The organism is Escherichia sp. KTE114 (genome assembly GCF_000407765.1).
GTDB lineage: Bacteria > Pseudomonadota > Gammaproteobacteria > Enterobacterales > Enterobacteriaceae > Escherichia > Escherichia ruysiae.
This window is the reverse complement of the sequence record NZ_KE136626.1, coordinates 595421-615300: the sequence shown is the minus strand read 5'-3', so window position 1 is coordinate 615300 and position 19880 is coordinate 595421. Positions and strand designations below refer to the sequence as shown.

Here is a 19880-nt window from a genome sequence, read left to right as displayed (position 1 = left end):
GCTAATCCTTAAACCTTAATTATGAGTGGTCATTAAAGGCGTCCTTAATCCACTCAACCTCATTCCCGGTGAAGGCTATCACATCGAACCGGCAATCCACAGTATCAAAACTCCCATTATGACGCGCGAGCCACAAGCGGGCAGTCTGTAATAATTTGTGTTGTTTGCTGCGGGTCACACTGGCTGCTGCGCCACCATATAGGGCAGAGCGGCGGTAGCGCACCTCAACAAAAACGGTGGTCTGGCCTTCATACATTATCAGATCAATCTCGCCGCCACGCTCGTTCACGTTAGCGGCGACAAAGCGCAGTCCTTTGCCTTCCAGCCAGCGACGCGCTTGTGCCTCCCACGCATCGCCGGTCTGTTTAGTGGTTAACTGGCGGGGACTACCTGACCTTGTTGGTACTGTAGCCATGATAACTTCCTGTTAATCACGCAATCCGGGTTAGCCGTCAGACTTCCGGTATTACCGTTGATTTCAAAACCCTGAACCTGGCGCATTTGCGAGAAATGATTCGCCAGTGACCAGGCATCGACGCCCATCGCATACATGCGCGCCAGCGAATAATCATTATTTACCGCACTGAGCGCCTGCTGCATTAACGGCAGATTACCGCCTGCCAGCATCGGGATTTCGCTGTACTGCAAGCCTTCCATCTCCAGTCGGAAATCCGGGCCAGCAGAGCCTCCTGCGCTGCGGGAGCTGGCGTACAACGTTGCACCGCTGTGACTGCCGTTACGCATGGCGATCATCGGTTTGATGAAGGCGATTTCGGCTGGCGTTGCCACAATGTACACCGCATCGACACGGCCGCCATTATCGGTGAACTGGTCTCCGGTCGGCGTGGTTTGCAGGGTTGGATTGTTGGTCGTCATGCCGGAGTCGGTTGTCGCTCTGGGTGTAATCGGGCTACCTGTTAAAGCGATACCTGCACGGCCGTTAACACCCGCGTGTAATTCGCTGGTGGAACCAAATTTTTGTTGCAAAACGGTGCCGCCGCCGAGTTTCTGCCACTCTTGCGCAAACGCATTGGCTACGCGATCGCCCAACGAACTGCGTGGGATCAGTACCAGCGGTGCTTGTTTACCCTGGTCACGAATATGACGCGCTGCATCGCGCGCTTCATCTTCTGGCGATAGCGCGAAGTAACAGATATTGGCGCGGTTTTCGATATTTTCCGGCTGATTGAGTGCCAGCACGTTCAGCGGGGTGTTGCTCTTGAGCAACTCCTCAACGTTATTTTTTAGCAGTGGACCGACTACAATACTCGCGCCATCCTGCTGAACCTGGTTGAGGATCTGGCTAAGTGGTTGTGATGAGGTATCGTAGATTTTCAGTTCTGCGGATGGATTCGCCGGAGAGCTTACCGCTGCGGTGCTTGCCGGAGGGGCGCTTACAGGCACCGGCTGTGCGGCGGTTTCTTCACCTGTCAGATCGCTAACAGACGCTTGTGCCGGGCTGGCAACGCCGTCTACGGTTTGCGGCTGGGGTTGTTCTGCTACGTCAGCGACAGGCGCGGCTGCTACCTGAGCCGCTACCGGCTGAGTGCCGATATTTTTCGCCGCTTCAAAGCCTTGCTGAATAGTGCGACCAAACACTGCGGCCTGACCATTCAACGGTAACAGCAGGGCGATTTTGTTGGTTGACGCTGGTTTAAACGCTTTTACATTTACCAACTGCGTTGGCAGCATTTTCGCGCCCGGATTGTTCGGATAACGTTTCTGCCAGTCAGCGATCCCGGCTTTCATCATCTCGGGGTCATTGCGGTTATCAAACCAGACGCGTTGCAGATCCAGCCAGCCTTGCAGGATGTTTTCGTCGGCGTTGATCACCAGCGTATTCGCCTGCTGCTGGGTCATGGCGGAGAGCGCCTGCCAGGTGGCATCGATATTCTGCTGTTTTTCTTGCGCACCGAGTAACGGTTCCTGAGCAATTAATGCGCGCAATAAATCAATGGAAGGACGTCCCTGACTGGCATCGATTTTTGCCTGCCAGTAACGCGCCTGCTGGTTTTGCTCTAAATCTGCCGGAGTAATTTTAGCCAGCAAGGTCTGCGCGCCAGCAAAATCTTTTTGTGTCAGCTTAATCTCTACCGCCAGCAGAGATTTTTCACGACGCTGGATATCGTTCAGTTCTTGCGGCAGCTGGTTAAACAGTTCAACCGCCTGCCCGGTTTTACCTTCTTTCACCAGTGCACGAATGGCGAGTAATTGCCAGTTGATCCTGGTATCATCAGAGCTTTGCTGCATCTGCTGAAGATAAAAGGCAGAATCGGCCTGCGCCGTGCCCTGCATATAGGCAGTGGACTGATCGGGGGTATGGGTGCCACAACCGGCGAAAATCAGGGCTGCCAGAACAACAGGCAGACAACGCGCGGCTTTCAAACGAGAAAATGTTGAGGGTACCATAATGTATCCAGTGATATTTTTTTTACGCAATTCTCAATATTAAATCGGCAATACGGACGACACAATGAAACAACACCAATCGGCGGATAATTCTCAAGGTCAGCTCTACATTGTACCGACGCCAATCGGCAATCTGGCGGATATCACCCAGCGTGCGCTGGAGGTATTACAGGCCGTTGATCTGATTGCCGCCGAGGATACGCGTCATACCGGTTTACTGCTGCAACATTTTGGGATAAACGCCCGACTGTTCGCTCTGCACGACCATAACGAACAACAGAAAGCCGAAACGCTGCTGGCGAAGCTGCAAGAGGGACAAAACATTGCGCTGGTTTCTGATGCCGGAACGCCGCTGATTAACGACCCTGGTTACCATCTGGTGCGTACCTGCCGTGAAGCGGGGATTCGCGTGGTGCCGCTACCGGGACCGTGTGCTGCCATCACTGCATTAAGCGCCGCTGGTTTACCATCCGACCGTTTTTGTTATGAAGGCTTTCTGCCCGCTAAATCGAAAGGCCGCCGTGATGCGCTAAAAGCGATTGAAGCGGAACCGCGCACGCTGATTTTTTATGAATCGACCCACCGTCTGTTAGATAGCCTGGAAGATATCGTCGCGGTGCTGGGTGAGTCCCGCTACGTGGTGCTGGCGCGAGAACTGACCAAAACCTGGGAAACCATTCACGGCGCGCCCGTTGGCGAACTGTTGGCGTGGGTAAAAGAAGATGAAAACCGCCGCAAAGGCGAAATGGTACTGATTGTCGAAGGACATAAAGCGCAGGAAGAAGACTTGCCTGCCGATGCGCTGCGCACGCTGGCGCTGTTACAGGCAGAACTGCCGCTGAAAAAAGCGGCGGCGCTGGCAGCAGAAATTCACGGCGTGAAGAAAAATGCGCTGTATAAGTATGCGCTGGAGCAGCAAGGGGAGTAATTACAGGCGTTGCAGCAGGAATAAGAGCTGCAACGCCTGTTCCTGGCGAGTTAACGACGACACATCTCATCAATTACGCATGTGAAATGGTTATGCAGCCATAAAAACGACGCCGGGATAGTGGTGGAGACTTTAGCCGTGAGAAAACGTTCTGTCGCATCCTGCTTTCCTTCGCCAGTCACCAGTAACAAAACTTCGCGGGCATTGAGAATATCCTTCATGCCTAAGGTGATTCCACGAGTCACGGGACGACCAGCGGTTTTTAACATCTCATGCTGCTGGGTTTTCGCATCAAGTTGGCTGATATGGCAGGCCGGTTGCAGGCTTTCTCCCGGTTCGTTCAGCCCAAGATGGCCGTTTTTCCCTAGTCTGAGAACGCACAAATCGAGACCGCCTTTGCGCGCAATCAGATTCGTTACCCGCTCGCACTCTGTCTCGTTTATCTCTTCGGAGCGAAAGCTGATGAGCTGGTCTTCACGTAACCCCAGCGGCTGCACGATATGCTTCTGAAGGAAAGTTTCGCAGGTGCCGGGCGCGGTTAATGGCAGATCCACCCATTCGTCGAGCTTCACGAAGGTGAGTTGGCTGACATCAACCTGCTGCTGGTGGATTTTTTCTACCAGATAATGATACGTCAGTAATGGCGTCGCTCCGGTCGCGAGGCAAATCACGGCCTTTGGTTTGCTACGGATCACGTCCAATAAATATTCGCTGGCGCGTTCACTTAACGCCGTATAGTTTTCAACTTGCTGAAGGGTTTGCACAGGATGAAATTCCTTAAGTAAAGAGGCACCACCAGGCGCAGTGCCTTGTTCCATTTACAAAATGCCAAATGCGGAACAAACAATAGAGAGCACAAACGTCACGCCGATTAACAGCACCGGATGCGCTTTTTTCACCCGCAGGAAGTAATACATCAGTAGGGTATAGGCCATCGGTAAAATATTCGGGAAGACTTTATCGAAGAAATCCTGTTGCAGCGCGACGCTGTGGCTACTGTCGATAGCAAACGACGTCACCACATTAATATGCACATACGAAGCGATCAGCCCGCCGATTACCGTGATCCCGAGGATGGTTGCCGAACGGGCGATCATTTGCGAGTTCTCTCGTACTTTATCAATAGCCTTCACGCCGACTGAATAACCGACGTGGGTCCAGCCGACGCGCAGGAAAAAGATAAGCAGGTAAACGGCGAAAAACAGAATCGGCCCCAGCAGGTTTCCCTGACTGGCAAACGATGAGCAAATCCCCGCCATAATCGGCAACAAGGTAAACCAGAAAATCGCATCGCCAATCCCGGCGATTGGGCCAAACAGCGCCACTTTCAGACCCTTAATGGTGTCGCGGTTTTCTCCTTTCTCTTCCATCGAAATCAATAACCCCATCAGGAATCCGACCAGATTCGGGTGGGTATTAATAAATTCGAGATTATCTTTCATCGCCGCGCTTAAGCCCGGTTTGTCGTCCTTATAAATCTTTTTCAGGATCGGCAACATCGCCCAGGTAAAGCCGCCAGCCTGCATCCTTTCGTAGTTAAAGCTCGCTTGCAGCAGCGACGAACGAAAGCCCAGACGGGTGATATCTTTTTTACTGATTTCAGATCCCATTGCTGTAGTCCTCTTCTTCATTTTTACTGGCAACGGGCTGCGGTTGCGCTTGCTGCCGGGATTTCGCATTGAAAAACTCATACACCGCAAAGCCTGCGCCCAGTACGGCAACCGGCAACAGGTTGCTGACCTGGATGTAGCAAACAAACAGGAAACCGGCGATCAGGTAAGGGATATATTGCGCTTTGAACATCACGCGCAGCAGCAAGCCAAAACCGACGGCAGGCAGAATACCGCCAGCCACTTCAAAGCCGTGGGTCAACCATGTGGGCATTGCTTTTACCAGCGCCTGCATCGCACCTTGCGCCAGGTAAGTACAGAGGAAAGCAATCACCGCATACGAAAAGGCAACAATCAGCATCGTTGTCCAGTTAAGTCGGGAAAACGCTGCTGTATCCGCCTCTTTGGCGCATTTATCGGCTTTGCTCATAAATAGCGAGAATGCCGAATAGAAGAACAGAATGAGGTACTGCATTAACAGGCTGAACGGCAGGCCAAGACCAATCGCCGTTTTGGCATCGACGCCCGTAGACCATGCAATAACGGTAGTCATCAGACCGGCCATAATCGGGTTAGGCGGCTGAACACCACCAGCAGGGGTTAATCCGGCGAAAGCCAGTTCTGTCAGACCACCGGTAATTAAGCCAGTCTGAATATCACCGAGAATAGCACCTGTAAGGGTACAAACGATTATCGGGCGGAATAAAAATAAGGCTTCCAGCCAAAAATCAATCCCCAGAACGAAAACTAATGCCGCCAGGGATAATCCCTGAAGTAGGGTTATTTCATGCATTTTTATTACCTCAAACCAGTATTAAGGCGATGTTAGATTTAGTCAGGGATTTGTTCTTTTTGATCGCCCGGGACGTCCTGAATAAAAACATTCACGCCGCGTTGTTTAATAAAGCGTAAGTCCGTGAGATCCTGGTCATCGACATAAACTTTACTACTTATTTGCTTTTTCCCTTCCGAGAAATGCATATTGCCGACGTTGACATCTTTCAGGTCAATACCACCCTCGACCAATTTACGTACCGTTTGCGGCGTACGGCAAATCAGAAAAATCTTCTGATGTGGCGCTGCTTTGCCGATGACGTTAATGGTTTTTTCGACAGTAAAGAAGCGGATACCAAAGCCGTAGGTTTCCGCAGTAATACCCATCAGTTTCTGCTGAATATCATCGTTAGCGACAACATCATCCACGACCACCAGCAGATTCGCACCGATGGTGGATGTCCAGGTCACGCCAACCTGGCCATGAACCAGACGGTTATCAATACGGGTTAAGAGAATATTTGGACTGCTCATTATGTAATCCTCACCATAAAAATTGAATAATATAATTTTAAAATATATTATCGTTGCGATATTGTACTGATGTATTTATTACGGTTTACTCATTTCCTTTGCCATTAAGGCACTACCCGATATTAGTCGAGCAGTACTTATTAATAAATTTTATAAAATTAATGATTATGCTGAAATGCGATTTGCTGAACCACAGACATTAATTTTATTTCTGACCACTTCTTTCATTGCATCCATGCCGACGCGCATATAATAGCGCGGATCATTACCCTGCGGGTTTTCTGCAAACCAGGCTTTAACCGCGCCGGCGAAGGCTATTTTTAATTCTGTTGCGACATTAACTTTCGTCACACCCAGTTTAATAGTCCAGCGAACAAATTCATCCGGGACATCGCTGGCGCCATGCAGTACCAGAGGGATGTCTACCATTTCACGAATTTCCGCCAGCCGCTGAAAATCAATTTTCGGTATTTTTCTGTACAGGCCATGCGCCGTACCAATCGCTACCGCCAGGCTGTCGACGCCAGTCTGTTTGACAAAGCGTCTGGCTTCTTGTGGGTCGGTGAGGAACGCGCTTTCTGCGTCAACACTCATATCATCTTCCACGCCTCCCAGACGGCCCAGTTCGGCTTCCACACTGCAATCCAGCGAGTGGCAGAAGTCGACAACCGATTTCACCAGTTTTACGTTTTCAGCAAACGGGAAGTGACTGCCGTCGATCATCGCGCTGCGCACGCCAGCGTGGACTTTACGGCGAATATCATCGAGCGATTCGTGGTGGTCGAGATGCAGCGCCAGCGGCATGTTGTAAGTTATGGAATAGGCGCTACACAGGGCGTAGATCTCTTCCAGCGCGATATGTTTAAAGGTGCCAGGCGTCCCGGCGAGGATCACCGGCGATCGCATTTCACTGCACACTTCGAGGATCGCCTGGATCGTCTCGGCGTTATGGATGTTAAACGCAGGCACCGCGTAGCCATTGGCCTGGGCGTCTTGTAACAGATATTTGGTGGAGATAATGCTCATAATGCGATCCTCTTATGCCTGCCACGGATGAATAATTACGCCTTGCACCACGCGGTTTACGGTGCCACTGGCTGATGGGGAATCCGGCGTATTGCCCATATGTAGCGACTGCATCAGTGCAAACGTCTGGGCGTACATCAGGAAGCAAAATGCCTGCTCAACGTCGATAAAGTGACGGGAAGGCGGCAGGATGATATGCGGGCCGGCGGCGATAGTGTCGTTGCTTTCAGCGGCGATGGCGATCACGTGCATTGCCTGGTTATCGCGGCGGAGTTCTGCCAGCAGATCAAGATCATACTGACGGGTGTAGGGGTGGCTGGAGACAAACACCACCACCAGCGTTTCGTCATCGACCAGTGATTTCGGGCCATGACGGAATCCGGTCGGGGAATCATAAAAGGCCACCAGTTTACCCGCTGTCAGTTCCAGCACTTTCAGCGCCGACTCGCGTGCCGCGCCCTGTAAGCCACCGCTGCCGAGATAAACGATCCGCTTCCACGGCGCGTAACCAAACACGCCTTCGCTGAAATCGCCGAGCGAGGTCAGGATCGCCTGGCAACGATCCGCCACATCGCGGAAGGTCTGGCTGTTGATCATCTCAGGTGCGAAAACCGCGAGGCAGCTGGCCATCATGGTGGTAATACTGCTGGTCATCGCAAAGCCGCGATCGTGCGTTTCTGCGGGCATCAGTAGGGCAAACGCGTTATCGCTGTTGATCGCGTTTTGATAGAGAGCGCCCGCTTCATTGCAGGTGATCGGCAGGTGATAGCACTCCGGTACAAACTTATTTGCCAGTTTCACGGCGGCGACGCTTTCCGGGCTATTGCCGGATCGACCGAAGGAGATCAACAGCAGCGGATGCGCTGGATTCAGATAGTCCATTGGATTGGTAACCAGATCGGTGGTTGGTATGGCGCTGAAGTTTTTGCCGGTATGGCTGGTGAGCCACGGCGCGATGATGTCACCGATAAATGCCGAGGTTCCGGCTCCGGTCAGGATTATCCGCAGATCCTCTTTGCGCAGTAACGGTGCAAGGAAACTGTTGAGCGCGGAACGTAGCGCGTCAATGTTGGCGAGCGAACGAAGCCACGCGCGAGGCTGATGGCGGATCTCTTCTTCAGTCCATGTGCCGGTGGTGGTGGTCGCAGGGGGGTAATTTTCTGGCATAACTCAATCCTTAGTTTGATGAACTTGACGTCTGGCATTATCGCTTTCGCTTGCCTTTCGTTTCATTTCACTTTGTGATGTCTTTCGTTGATTAAAATTTATAGAAAATAAACTGAAAGTTCAATGATGAAGAAAGAAATAAAACGAAATTTGTGATCGTTGAAAGAAAAGACAAGGGAAGATAAAGGTATTGCGTGATGGGGGGATATTTGCACCGATTGCCGGATGCGACGTAAACGCCTGATCCAGCCAGGCTGCCACCTGCCCAGCCGTAGGTCGAATAAGACGCGTCAGCGTCGCATCCGACACCGGTGCAAAAGTCAAAACAAAAGAAAAAAATGGCCTCGTGGGGGAAGTGAAAGCCAGATAAAGAAACGAAAGTGTAAAACGCCATTCACTGTCTTTTACCAACAGCGGCGGGGCGTTTACCTTATATTCCTTCCTCGACCGGACATTCTTTATGGTAGCGACCTAATTCGTCCACCAGACTGGTCAGCCCACGGTGTCCGCACTCCAGCGCCTGCACGCGGAATTCTTCGCTGCTTAACCCTTCGCGCTCCAGCACCATTTCCAGTAATAGTTGCAAATTAGTGCCGGTAATCACTTCACATCCCGGTTTTTGCATCGCCAGCGTTGAAGCTACGCGAAACGGCGTGCCTCCCAGCAAATCCGTCAGAAAAACAATGCCGTCTTCACAATCCAGTTGGGCGATAGCCTCTTCAAGCTGCGATGTAAGCAGCGCAGTGCTTGAGGTTTCTGGAAAATCAATGGCGATAAACTGCGATTGCTCACCGAGGATTTGCTTCATTGCTTTTTCCATGCCGCTGGCAAATCCGCCATGCCCTGTCAAAATAATACTTAACATCTAATACCTCATTGTATTTAAAGGAAATGACAGAATTTACCGACGATGCCGAGAACCACAGTGATTGCAATCAGGCGCAGCGGACTCCAGCCGCGACGTACCAGCCAGAACATGGTCAGGGTATAGACCAGCGGCAAGAAGGCAGGCATCAGTTTGTCGATAACGTCAGTCTGTAGCTTAACCACTGCGTCGCCCGCCGTGATTTCCAGCGTGGTGCTTAATCGGACATAGGTTGCTACCAGCGCGCCGATCACCGTCATCCCGACGATAGACGCGGCATGACCGACTTTTTTGGTATTCGCTTTAATCAGCGGGATCGCCGCGACGCCCATTCGATAAGCGTAATGCGCAAGACCAAAACGCAGACCGAGATGCACCACGTTGAATAACACGATAAATACCACAGCGCCGAGAATGGAGCCTTGCAGCGCCAGACTGGCGCCAATCCCGCCGCAAATTGGCAGCAGCGTCAGCCAGAACATCGCATCGCCAATCCCGCCGAGCGGCGCACCAACGGCAATCTTGGTGCTCTGAATACTGTTCACGTCCTGTTTTGAGCGTTCCATCGCGAGGATAATGCCGATAACAAACGTCACCAGAAACGGGTGAGTATTGAAAAAGCCCATATGGCCTTTCATGGCACGCGCCAGGTCGCGTTTATTGGTGTGGATCTTTTTCAGTGCAGGCAGCAGACCGTACAGCCAGCCGGAAGCCTGCATACGTTCGTAGTTGAACGAAGCCTGTAACAGCATGGAACGCCAGGCGACGCGGTTGATATCTTTTTTCGTCAGCTCTGCGCCAATGCTCTGATCTTCATATACGTTTTCATTGACGCCAGTCAGCAGTGTTTCTTCGTTTTCACTGACGTTCGGCAAGGTCGTTTGATTAGATGCCATCTTCAAATTCCTCTTTCTGTGCCGCAGGTTGAGTCGGTTCAGGAGATTTACGTAGTAGGTCGATCAGCGCCATAGCCAGCGCGGCGGCAGCAATAGCCAGCACCGGTAACTTGAGCCAGGCGGCGGCAACAAAGCCCAGGATGAAGTAGGGGATGTAAACGTTTTTCATCATGATTTTCAGCAGCACGGCAAAACCGATTGCTGGCATGATGCCGCCTGCGACGCCAAGGCCGTCGATTAACCGTTGCGGCAGGACATCAATGATGGTTTTGGCATGTTCCGCGCCGAAGTAAATCGGCAGGAAAGCACAAAGAAAATAGAAGGTGCCGAGCGCCAGCAGTGCCAGATAGTTCACTCGCTCAATGCCGCGTGTATCGGCATTTTCCGCCATCCGGTCACAACGGGACATTACGCCAGACATCACCGAGAACAGGAAGGTAATCCCCATCTGTACCGCGACGGCGAAAGGCACGGCGACACCGACTGCGACATCGGGTTTCACGCCGGTGGTAATAGCAAATGCCGTACCGACGATAGTACCGATAATGACGTTAGGCGGCTGTGCGCCAGCCAGCGGAGCCAGCCCCATCCATACCAGTTCCAGCGTACCGCCGGTTAAAATACCGGTATGTAGATCGCCAAGTACCAGCCCAACCAACGGCCCAAGAACCACCGGGCGGTGTATATGGGTTAAGCCGTTAAACATATCCAGGCCAGCGATAAAGGCGAGAATGCCCAACACGAATGCCTGCAACAGACTGATTTCCATGATGAATCCCTCAAAGTAATTTAAAGAGCTCCACAGCAGGTTCTGTCGGGACGCCCTGAACGAAGCATTCCACTCTGGCGGTTTTCAGATCGTTAAACGCCGCGATATCACCCGCATCTACAGAAACCGTTTTGGCGATTTGTTGCTTGCCATTGGCGTAATGCATATTGCCAACATTAATGCGACTCACCGGGACACCACCTTTCACCAGCGTCAGGAAATCGGCTGGTGTTTTGCAAACCAGCAGGATTTTCTGCCGTTCAGCGGCGCGATGGATGTTGTCGATCACTTTCTGCAACGACCAGAAACGCACAGCGATCCCTTCTGCCAGTACCATTTCCATCAGGTTTTGTTGTACCGGATCTTCGGCTACCTCGTCATTGGCTACCAGAACCAGATTTGCCCCCGCAAATCCGACCCACTGAACGCCGACCTGACCGTGAATCAAGCGTTCATCGATCCGGCTTAAAACAATATTTGGCATAGCGTGTTCCTCTTTGTTTTGGTTATTGGCCTCCACAGGCTGTGTGGTACTGCGCCAGGATGTCCTGAATATGGTTGATAATGAGCGCCCTCGGCGTTGGCTGTAGCTCGCCGGAGCGAACTTTGACGTATTGCAGCGGCAGATACTGGCTGATGAGCGGTAGCGGAATTGGCGCATCCGCCAGGTTACGAACCAGATGGGCGAAAGCGTCATCAATCTGGCTGTCCGGCCAGTAGTAGCGCACACGATCTGAGTAGCTGTAACCGCGTGCCAGACGACGTGCGTTGCCGTCACCGTGGTAGTGGCTTTGCCAGTATTCCGGACGGTCAAGCATCACGTTTTCCAGGACCTGACGCAGACTGGAACAGGCTTTCGCTGGCACCAGTTCTTCTTCAATCGCCGCCAGAGAAAACAGGGCTTCACGTAGGGCGAAGGTCAGCGCCGGGCCAACTTTCAGAATGGCAAAGTGGTCGATTACCAACTGGCGTAGTGATGGCGGCGTTTGATAATCGGTAGAGTGAGCTTCGAAAATCAGCGTTTGGTAGTTTTCGACCATCTGGCTTAAGGCGGTCGCTTTTGCGGGCTGATAATCAATAACGTTGGTGTGATCGAATTCGACGCCGGGTTGTACCACCAGGGCAATGATGCGTGGCCACAGGGCATTCAGACCTTGTTTTTCAAAGGCGTGACGATGGGCTTCCAGCGTGGCGCGGGCGGCATCCGGCGTGGTAACCGCCAGTTCGCTTAAGGTTTCATGAGCGCCGCCGGGCACCGGAACTTCGGTGCCGATGACATACACCAGATCGGTCTCGCCAAAGTGTTCGCGGCAGGTTTCTTCCGCGACTTTTGCCAGACGGGCAGCGCGTTCAGCCACGATGTCATCGGTTAAGGGAACCGGATCGCCCTGACAGGACATGCTGCAATCAAGATGGATTTTTTTGAACCCCGCCGCGACGTAGCTTTTAATCAAATCATCGGCATTGGCCATCGCCTGAGCGGCAGGCAGATTCTGCCAGCGGTTTGGCCCCAGATGGTCGCCACCGAGAATCAACGCGTTTTGCGGGAAATTCAGCGAGTCGGCAAGCTGGCAAACAAAGCCGCGAAAATCGGCGGGCGTCATTCCGGTATAACCGCCGAACTGATCCACCTGATTGGAGGTTGCTTCAATCAGTAACGGCGTTTGGTTTGCGAAGGCATAGTGGATGGCCGCTTCCAGCACTAGCGGATGTGCGGAGCAAACGGCATAAATCCCATTTGTTTTGCCCTCTTTGTGCTGTCTCACCATTTCTATCAGATATTTCACTTTCTTCTCCAGACCAAATAATTGCCATTGTTAATCTTTCGTTTTGTTTCAATTTATACTGCGCCATGGTGAGGTAAAAATAAAACGAAAGGTAATGGTTTTCTGATCTGATTCACAAAAGAAACATAATGAAAGTTACTGAAACAAGAGTCGCTTACGTCAATAGGCAATGTGGGCTTGCATTTGGTTAATAGAAAGGCGTTAATAAGAAAAACGAAATGAAACGAAAGATTTACGAAAGGATTTACTATGAGTAATACCGACGCATCAGGTGAGAAGCGAGTGACTGGCACCAGCGAGCGAAGAGAGCAGATCATTCAGCGCCTGCGTCAGCAAGGGAGTGTGCAGGTTAACGATCTGTCGGCATTGTATGGTGTATCTACTGTGACAATCCGCAACGATCTGGCGTTTCTGGAAAAACAGGGGATTGCCGTGCGTGCCTACGGCGGCGCGCTGATCTGCGATGGCTCGACGCCGTCAGTCGAGCCTTCGGTAGAAGATAAAAGCGCGCTGAACACGGCGATGAAACGCAGCGTTGCGAAAGCTGCCGTTGAGTTGATTAAGCCAGGTCATCGGGTGATCCTCGATTCCGGAACCACCACCTTTGAGATTGCCCGTCTGATGCGCAAGCACACCGATGTGATTGCGATGACCAATGGTATGAACGTGGCGAATGCTTTGCTGGAAGCGGAGGGCGTTGAACTGCTGATGACCGGAGGGCATCTGCGCCGCCAGTCGCAATCTTTTTACGGCGATCAGGCTGAACAATCGCTGCAAAATTACCACTTCGATATGCTGTTTCTCGGCGTAGACGCTATCGATCTGGAGCGCGGCGTCAGTACGCATAATGAAGATGAAGCTCGTTTAAACCGCCGGATGTGCGAAGTTGCGGAACGGATCATCGTGGTCACCGATTCCAGTAAGTTCAACCGCTCCAGTTTACATAAGATCATCGATACTCAACGGATCGACATGATCATTGTCGATGAAGGCATTCCTGCGGATAGTCTGGAAGGGCTGCGAAAGGCTGGGGTTGAGGTGATTCTGGTCGGGGAGTGAGAAATGGTGCCCGCTGGTCAAAACGGATGCGTTCGGCGGGCATTGTGAACACCATCAATGGGTTTCTTCAGTCTCTCTGGTGAGGGTTTCCCAGTCGGCAGGAGGATGTCCTCTTTTTAACATTTTGCTGAATACGGTATAGGCATCTGTTTTTTTACCGTAGGTGCGCAGCGTGTTTTCATCGTTCATCCATCCAAGAATGATGACTTTCTCTTTTTCGCTATAACGAAAGAAGAGACGATAACGACCAGCGCCAAATTTTACCCGTGACCAGTCTTTATTTTTCCCTGAGCCTAACGAATTGCCATGACGGAATGCCGGTGATGATGGATTGACCGTGATATGCTCCTCAATAACTTTATGTACTACCGCCAATAACTTTGTGGCGGATTTTTTCTGATAATTTTCAGGATCTTTTCCCTTTAATGTCTCAACTTCGGCAACTAAAGCGTCGTAGGTTTCCTGAAAGCAGGGATGAGCATATAGCGCCCAACCATTAACCCTTTGTAGAAAATCCATTATTCGTCGTCGCCAATCTCATCATCAATGTTGACGTCCATGCCAGCGACAAGTCTTTTTCCTTGTTGAATTTCGAATGGACGGGTTTTTTGCGGGTTGTTCTGGATATCTGCATCCAGAAAACGCAAAAATGCATTCATAGTATGATCCTCCTGTTCATCTCCCACACGGCACATAAATACTTGCCCACCAGGCAGGATTTCGTAATGAATGCTGTCCAGGCCTGGCTTCAGTTTTAAGGCCTCACGCACTGGCGCGGGGATAGTTGTTTGTCCGCGTATCGTGACCTTTGATTCAGTGGTCAGTACAGCGTTAGAGCGAGCATTTGCGGGCATTGTTCACTGTCCTTTTACAGCCTTTTTTCTGCTCAAATTATAATCTTCAACTAAGGTAATGCAAATGCATTATTAATGGATGAGGGGACTTGAAACAATAAAAACATGGCACTAAGGCCATGTTTTGCGAGGCGCGTTCCAAAAGAAATCAGGTCACCGGTGCCGGGTTAAATACTGCTAGTTGGTTATGCAGTCCCCATTGATCCGAGAAGGTTTTCTTCTTCCCGCTGGCGACGTCAAGAATAAAGTGGAACAGCTTCCAGCCCACCTCTTCAATGGTCTCTTCGCCGGTGGCGATAGTGCCCGCATTAATATCCATCAAATCAAACCAGCGGTTCGCCAGTTCGGTGCGGGTTGCCATTTTAATGACCGGCACTGCCATCAGACCGTATGGTGTGCCGCGACCGGTGGTAAATACTTGCACGGTAATCCCTGAAGCCACCTGTTGGGTGCCACAGACGAAATCGCTGGCTGGCGTCGCGGCGTAAATTAATCCGCGTTTGGTCGGACGCTGACCGGGTGACAGCACTTCAACAATCGCGCTTTTACCCGATTTGGCAATGGAGCCGAGTGCCTTTTCCACCACGTTTGCCAGACCGCCTTTCTTGTTGCCCGGCGAAGGGTTGGCGCTGCGGTCGGTTTTTCCCATATCAAGATAGTTGTCGTACCACTCCATCTCATCCAGCAGGCGCTTGCCGACCTCTTCATTAATAGCGCGCGGTGTCAGCAGATGGATCGCGTCACGCACTTCCGTTACTTCTGAGAACATCACCGTTGCGCCGCAGCGCACCAGTAGATCAGATGCATAGCCCACTGCCGGGTTTGCCGTTACACCAGAAAACGCATCGCTGCCGCCGCACTGCATACCGACAACCAGTTCTGAAGCCGGACAGGTTTCTCGCTGCCGTTGATTTAATTTGTGCAGGTGGTGCTCGGCAACCTGCAAAATATCCTCGACCATGGACTGAAAACCGACATGCTTTTCATCCTGCAAGCTGACAATACTGGCGTTCTCCAGCGGAATGCTTTGTACATCATCCGTGCCGACCAGCAGGCGTTCAGGCTGCAATTTCTCGCAACCCAGACCGATCACCATCACCTCGCCGCCAAAGTTTGGGTTCAGCGAAATGTTGTGAATGGTACGAATAGGCACCACCGCCGCCGGAGCGTTAATCGCCACGCCACAACCGTACAGGTGATTCAGCCCCACCACACCATCGACGTTCGGGTATTTCGGCAGCAGGTCGCGTTCAATAATTTTCACCACATAATCGACAACACCTGCCACACAATGCACGCTGGTGGTGATGCCGAGCAGGTTTTTGGTACCCACGCTGCCATCGGCATTGCGATAGCCTTCAAAGGTATAACCTTCAAGCGGCGGTAAGGGGGCCGGCACTTTAGTTGCCAGTGGCAGCGTGTGTAACGGCGGCGCTTCCGGCAGTACGACCATTGATTCGTCGATCCAACTTCCGCGTGGGATTGCGCGCACGGCATAACCAATCACTTCACCGTAACGAATAATTTCGCTATTCGCAGGGATATCAACTAATGCGACTTTATGCCCCTGGGGTATATGTTCAATTAATTCCAGTCCGTCCGGGAAACGTGTTCCTGCTTTCAGGCCATTATCATTAACAATAATTGCCACATTATCTGTGTCGTGAACTTTTATATAAAACGCAGTCGGCGTTTCTTGCCTGATTTCGATGTTGGCCATTATCCCGTTTTCTCCGGTCGCTGGTAATAATAAATTTATGTTGAGTGATTCTGATGACAGAAATAATTTCATCTGTGAGATGGAATAAGAGTGTCAGGAGATGAAAAGTCAGTATGTGATCAACATCACTAATTATCGTGATAGCAGGGCGACTGGGGCCGGCAAAGCGTAAATATGTGCATTGGCACGCAGCGTGATAGGCATATGCTCAAAATAATATTTATATCAGGCAATCATAATGAGCATTTGCACAATGCCTATTATTTCTGGTCTGATTATACTCATTGTCGAAAACAGATTTATTATTGAACAGGGTCAATATTCGTTAAGAGAATATTTAATAAATAGCACTGACCTTTTTGCTATCGACGGAATATAAACATAATTAGTGGGATTGCTGAATAAGGAACGCATGTGCCTTTTTAATCTTACTGCCTATTTTTATTGTCATCGAAGAGATTGCCCTCTTTCAATACTGCACCGGGAAGCCTGACTGGCGACATTAAACGTATGGAATTGCAGAAATAAGCAAAGGTATAAGCGATGAATAACGATATTTTCCCAAATAAGTTCAAAGCCGCGTTGGCAGCGAAACAGGTACAGATTGGCTGCTGGTCAGCACTTTCTAACCCAATTAGCACTGAAGTTCTTGGTTTAGCTGGCTTTGACTGGCTGGTGCTGGATGGCGAACATGCGCCAAACGATATCTCCACGTTCATTCCTCAGTTGATGGCTCTGAAGGGGAGTGTCAGCGCGCCAGTGGTGCGTGTACCGACCAACGAACCGGTAATTATTAAGCGTCTGCTGGATATCGGTTTTTATAACTTCCTGATCCCCTTTGTCGAAACGAAAGAAGAAGCAGTGCAGGCGGTGGCATCTACCCGTTATCCACCAGAAGGTATTCGCGGCGTGTCCGTTTCTCACCGCGCCAATATGTTTGGCACCGTGGTGGATTACTTCGCTCAGTCGAATAAGAACATCACCATTCTGGTGCAAATCGAAAGCCAGCAAGGCGTTGATAACGTTGATGCTATCGCCGCAACTGAAGGCGTTGACGGTATCTTCGTTGGCCCCAGCGATCTGGCGGCGGCATTAGGTCATCTCGGCAATGCGTCACATCCGGATGTGCAAAAAGCGATTCAACATATTTTTAATCGCGCCAGAGCCAACGGCAAACCCTGCGGCATCCTTGCCCCTGTCGAGGCCGATGCGCGTCGTTATCTGGAATGGGGCGCTACGTTTGTGGCCGTCGGCAGCGATCTCGGCGTATTCCGTTCCGCCACGCAGAAATTGGCAGATACCTTTAAAAAATAACCACCACCGCAACAAGAGAGATGATTGATATGACTATGAAAGTTGGTTTTATTGGCCTGGGTATTATGGGTAAACCAATGAGTAAAAACCTCCTGAAAGCAGGTTACTCGCTGGTGGTTGCTGACCGTAACCCTGAAGCCATTGCTGAAGTGATTGCCGCAGGCGCAGAAACAGCGTCTACGGCTAAAACTATCGCTGAACAGTGCGACGTCATCATAACCATGCTGCCAAACTCCCCTCATGTGAAAGAGGTGGCGCTGGGTGAAAATGGCATCATTGAAGGCGCGAAGCCAGGTACGGTATTGATCGATATGAGTTCAATCGCTCCGCTGGCAAGCCGTGAAATCAGCGAAGCACTGAAAGCGAAAGGTATTGATATGCTGGACGCCCCGGTGAGCGGCGGTGAACCGAAAGCCATCGACGGTACGCTGTCAGTGATGGTGGGCGGCGACAAGGCTATTTTCGACAAATACTATGATTTGATGAAAGCGATGGCGGGTTCCGTGGTGCATACCGGGGAGATCGGTGCAGGTAACGTCACCAAACTGGCAAATCAGGTCATTGTGGCGCTGAATATTGCCGCGATGTCAGAAGCGTTAACGCTGGCAACCAAAGCGGGCGTTAACCCGGAGTTGGTGTATCAGGCAATTCGCGGTGGGCTGGCTGGCAGTACCGTTCTTGATGCTAAAGCGCCGATGGTCATGGACAGAAACTTCAAGCCAGGCTTCCGTATTGATCTGCATATTAAAGATCTGGCGAATGCGCTGGATACCTCTCACGGCGTTGGTGCGCAATTGCCGCTAACTGCTGCGGTTATGGAGATGATGCAGGCACTGCGTGCCGATGGTTTGGGAACGGCGGATCATAGCGCCCTGGCGTGCTACTACGAAAAACTGGCAAAAGTCGAAGTTACTCGTTAATGGCGTCGCGCCCGGATGGCGTATTGCAATCCGGGTCTGGAATCCAGGCCGAATAAGAGAAACGCCCTCCGGCGTCATGTGGTAACAGGCACAGGTATGAAAATCGTAATCGCCCCAGACTCTTATAAAGAAAGTTTATCTGCCAGCGAGGTTGCGCAGGCGATAGAAAAAGGATTTCGGGAAATTTTTCCTGATGCACAGTACGTTTCGGTTCCGGTTGCTGATGGCGGCGAAGGAACAGTGGAAGCGATGATTGCAGCCACCCAGGGTTTCGAACGTCACGCCTGGGTTACAGGGCCACTGGGCGAAAAGGTGAATGCCAGTTGGGGGATCTCTGGCGATGGTAAAACCGCGTTTATTGAAATGGCGGCGGCCAGTGGGCTGGCGTTAGTACCGTCGGAAAAGCGTGATCCGTTGGTGACGACTTCTCGCGGCACGGGGGAGTTAATTTTACAGGCGCTGGAGAGTGGCGCGACCAGCATTATTATTGGCATCGGCGGCAGTGCCACCAACGACGGCGGCGCGGGGATGATGCAGGCGCTGGGGGCGAAGTTAAGCGATGTCAACGGTAATGAAATCGGTTTTGGCGGTGGCAGTCTTAATACCCTGAATGATATTGATATTTCCGGCCTCGAGCCGCGTTTAAAAGATTGCGCTATTCGCGTCGCCTGCGATGTCACTAATCCGCTGGTGGGCGATAACGGTGCTTCGCGTATCTTTGGCCCGCAAAAAGGGGCTAATGAGGCCACGATTATCGAGCTGGACAGGAATCTCTCTCACTATGCTGATGTCATCAAAAAATCGCTGCATGTTGATGTGAAAAACGTTCCTGGTGCAGGGGCGGCAGGCGGCATGGGTGCGGCGCTAATGGCGTTTCTTGGCGCAGAGCTAAAGAGCGGCATTGAAATTGTGACGACGGCGCTCAATCTGGAAGAACATATTCATGATTGCTCGTTGGTGATCACCGGAGAAGGTCGCATCGATAGCCAGAGCATTCACGGCAAAGTGCCGATTGGCGTAGCGAACGTCGCGAAGAAATACAATAAACCGGTAATTGGTATTGCGGGTAGTCTGACGAAGGATGTCGGCGTTGTGCATCAGCATGGCATCGATGCTGTATTCAGCGTGTTGAACAGTATTGTTACGCTGGATGAAGCTTTCAGCGGGGCTTATGACAATATTTACCGTGCTTCGCGCAATATCGCCGCGACGCTGGCGATTGGAATGCGCGACGCGGGGTGACAAGGG

At 51.4% G+C, this 19880-nt stretch carries 21 protein-coding genes; 5 read left to right on the top strand and 16 right to left on the bottom strand.

Annotation, left to right across the window (positions count from 1 at the left end):
• Positions 1–19: 19 nt before the first annotated feature.
• Both WC5_RS17575 and lpoA read right to left on the bottom strand, forming a co-directional pair.
• Positions 20–415, bottom strand: coding sequence for a YraN family protein (locus WC5_RS17575; RefSeq protein WP_000246842.1), 396 nt, complete (start codon positions 413–415; stop codon positions 20–22).
• Entirely contained in the window at positions 373–2409 is a 2037-nt protein-coding gene (gene lpoA, locus WC5_RS17580) for a penicillin-binding protein activator LpoA (protein ID WP_000249112.1), read from the bottom strand. Before lpoA ends, WC5_RS17575 begins: the two co-directional genes overlap by 43 nt.
• A 64-nt stretch (positions 2410–2473) precedes the next feature.
• On the opposite strand from lpoA, the gene rsmI reads away from it, so the two are divergent.
• Entirely contained in the window at positions 2474–3337 is an 864-nt protein-coding gene (gene rsmI, locus WC5_RS17585) for a 16S rRNA (cytidine(1402)-2'-O)-methyltransferase (protein ID WP_000809263.1), read from the top strand.
• Positions 3338–3387: 50 nt separating this feature from the next.
• Here the strand turns inward: rsmI and WC5_RS17590 are convergent, their stop codons facing one another.
• From WC5_RS17590 to kbaZ, 11 genes are all read right to left on the bottom strand, one after another.
• Entirely contained in the window at positions 3388–4155 is a 768-nt protein-coding gene (locus WC5_RS17590) for a galactosamine-6-phosphate isomerase (protein ID WP_077767117.1), read from the bottom strand.
• Entirely contained in the window at positions 4156–4947 is a 792-nt protein-coding gene (agaD, locus tag WC5_RS17595) for a PTS galactosamine transporter subunit IID (RefSeq protein WP_000534348.1), read from the bottom strand.
• Positions 4937–5740 (bottom strand): PTS galactosamine transporter subunit IIC, encoded by an 804-nt coding sequence (agaC, locus tag WC5_RS17600; protein ID WP_000544481.1) that lies wholly within the window; start codon positions 5738–5740, stop codon positions 4937–4939. The genes agaD and agaC overlap by 11 nt, the downstream gene beginning before the upstream one ends.
• Positions 5741–5778: 38 nt before the next feature.
• Positions 5779–6255 (bottom strand): PTS galactosamine transporter subunit IIB, encoded by a 477-nt coding sequence (gene agaB, locus WC5_RS17605; protein WP_000098036.1) that lies wholly within the window; start codon positions 6253–6255, stop codon positions 5779–5781.
• 165 nt (positions 6256–6420) lie between these two features.
• Positions 6421–7281: a tagatose-bisphosphate aldolase subunit KbaY gene (gene kbaY, locus WC5_RS17610; protein WP_016231476.1), complete on the bottom strand. Its 861-nt coding sequence runs from the start codon at positions 7279–7281 to the stop codon at positions 6421–6423.
• Between the two features lie 12 nt (positions 7282–7293).
• Entirely contained in the window at positions 7294–8448 is a 1155-nt protein-coding gene (locus tag WC5_RS17615; RefSeq protein WP_001114848.1) for an AgaS family sugar isomerase, read from the bottom strand.
• Between the two features lie 430 nt (positions 8449–8878).
• Complete coding sequence (gene agaF / locus WC5_RS17620; RefSeq protein ID WP_000948830.1) at positions 8879–9313, bottom strand: PTS galactosamine/N-acetylgalactosamine transporter subunit IIA; 435 nt, start codon at positions 9311–9313, stop codon at positions 8879–8881.
• A 17-nt stretch (positions 9314–9330) separates the two neighbouring features.
• Positions 9331–10209, bottom strand: a complete 879-nt coding sequence (gene agaE, locus WC5_RS17625; protein WP_016231475.1) for a PTS N-acetylgalactosamine transporter subunit IID — start codon at positions 10207–10209, stop codon at positions 9331–9333.
• Positions 10199–10978 (bottom strand): PTS N-acetylgalactosamine transporter subunit IIC, encoded by a 780-nt coding sequence (gene agaW / locus WC5_RS17630; RefSeq protein ID WP_000406230.1) that lies wholly within the window; start codon positions 10976–10978, stop codon positions 10199–10201. Before agaW ends, agaE begins: the two co-directional genes overlap by 11 nt.
• 10 nt (positions 10979–10988) lie before the next feature.
• The gene (agaV, locus tag WC5_RS17635; RefSeq protein ID WP_010352084.1) at positions 10989–11462 is read right to left on the bottom strand and encodes a PTS N-acetylgalactosamine transporter subunit IIB; all 474 of its coding nucleotides are present in this window, start codon (positions 11460–11462) and stop codon (positions 10989–10991) included.
• Between the two features lie 22 nt (positions 11463–11484).
• A complete protein-coding gene (gene kbaZ, locus WC5_RS17640; protein WP_000876166.1) occupies positions 11485–12765 on the bottom strand; it encodes a tagatose-bisphosphate aldolase subunit KbaZ in 1281 nt (426 codons plus the stop codon).
• Positions 12766–13014: 249 nt separating this feature from the next.
• Here kbaZ and agaR point away from each other — a divergent pair, with 249 nt between their 5' ends.
• Positions 13015–13824 carry an aga operon transcriptional regulator AgaR gene (agaR, locus tag WC5_RS17645; RefSeq protein WP_000072178.1) on the top strand — a complete coding sequence of 270 codons (810 nt, stop codon included), beginning with the start codon at positions 13015–13017 and terminating at the stop codon, positions 13822–13824.
• Positions 13825–13878: 54 nt separating this feature from the next.
• Here agaR and yhaV read toward each other — a convergent pair whose 3' ends face one another.
• From yhaV to garD, 3 genes are all read right to left on the bottom strand, one after another.
• Positions 13879–14343 carry a type II toxin-antitoxin system ribonuclease toxin YhaV gene (gene yhaV, locus WC5_RS17650; protein WP_000346922.1) on the bottom strand — a complete coding sequence of 155 codons (465 nt, stop codon included), beginning with the start codon at positions 14341–14343 and terminating at the stop codon, positions 13879–13881.
• Positions 14343–14678 carry a type II toxin-antitoxin system antitoxin PrlF gene (gene prlF, locus WC5_RS17655; RefSeq protein ID WP_016159726.1) on the bottom strand — a complete coding sequence of 112 codons (336 nt, stop codon included), beginning with the start codon at positions 14676–14678 and terminating at the stop codon, positions 14343–14345. Before prlF ends, yhaV begins: the two co-directional genes overlap by 1 nt.
• A 148-nt stretch (positions 14679–14826) precedes the next feature.
• Positions 14827–16398, bottom strand: coding sequence for a galactarate dehydratase (gene garD, locus WC5_RS17660; protein WP_001273784.1), 1572 nt, complete (start codon positions 16396–16398; stop codon positions 14827–14829).
• 543 nt (positions 16399–16941) lie between these two features.
• Here garD and garL point away from each other — a divergent pair.
• From garL to garK, 3 genes are all read left to right on the top strand, one after another.
• Positions 16942–17712, top strand: a complete 771-nt coding sequence (gene garL / locus WC5_RS17665) for a 2-dehydro-3-deoxyglucarate aldolase (protein ID WP_001058059.1) — start codon at positions 16942–16944, stop codon at positions 17710–17712.
• A 29-nt stretch (positions 17713–17741) separates the two neighbouring features.
• On the top strand, positions 17742–18632 hold the full coding sequence (gene garR / locus WC5_RS17670; RefSeq protein WP_016231474.1) for a 2-hydroxy-3-oxopropionate reductase: 891 nt from the start codon (positions 17742–17744) through the stop codon (positions 18630–18632).
• A gap of 96 nt (positions 18633–18728) precedes the next feature.
• Entirely contained in the window at positions 18729–19874 is a 1146-nt protein-coding gene (gene garK / locus WC5_RS17675) for a glycerate 2-kinase (RefSeq protein WP_010352085.1), read from the top strand.
• The last annotated feature ends 6 nt before the right edge of the window (positions 19875–19880 follow it).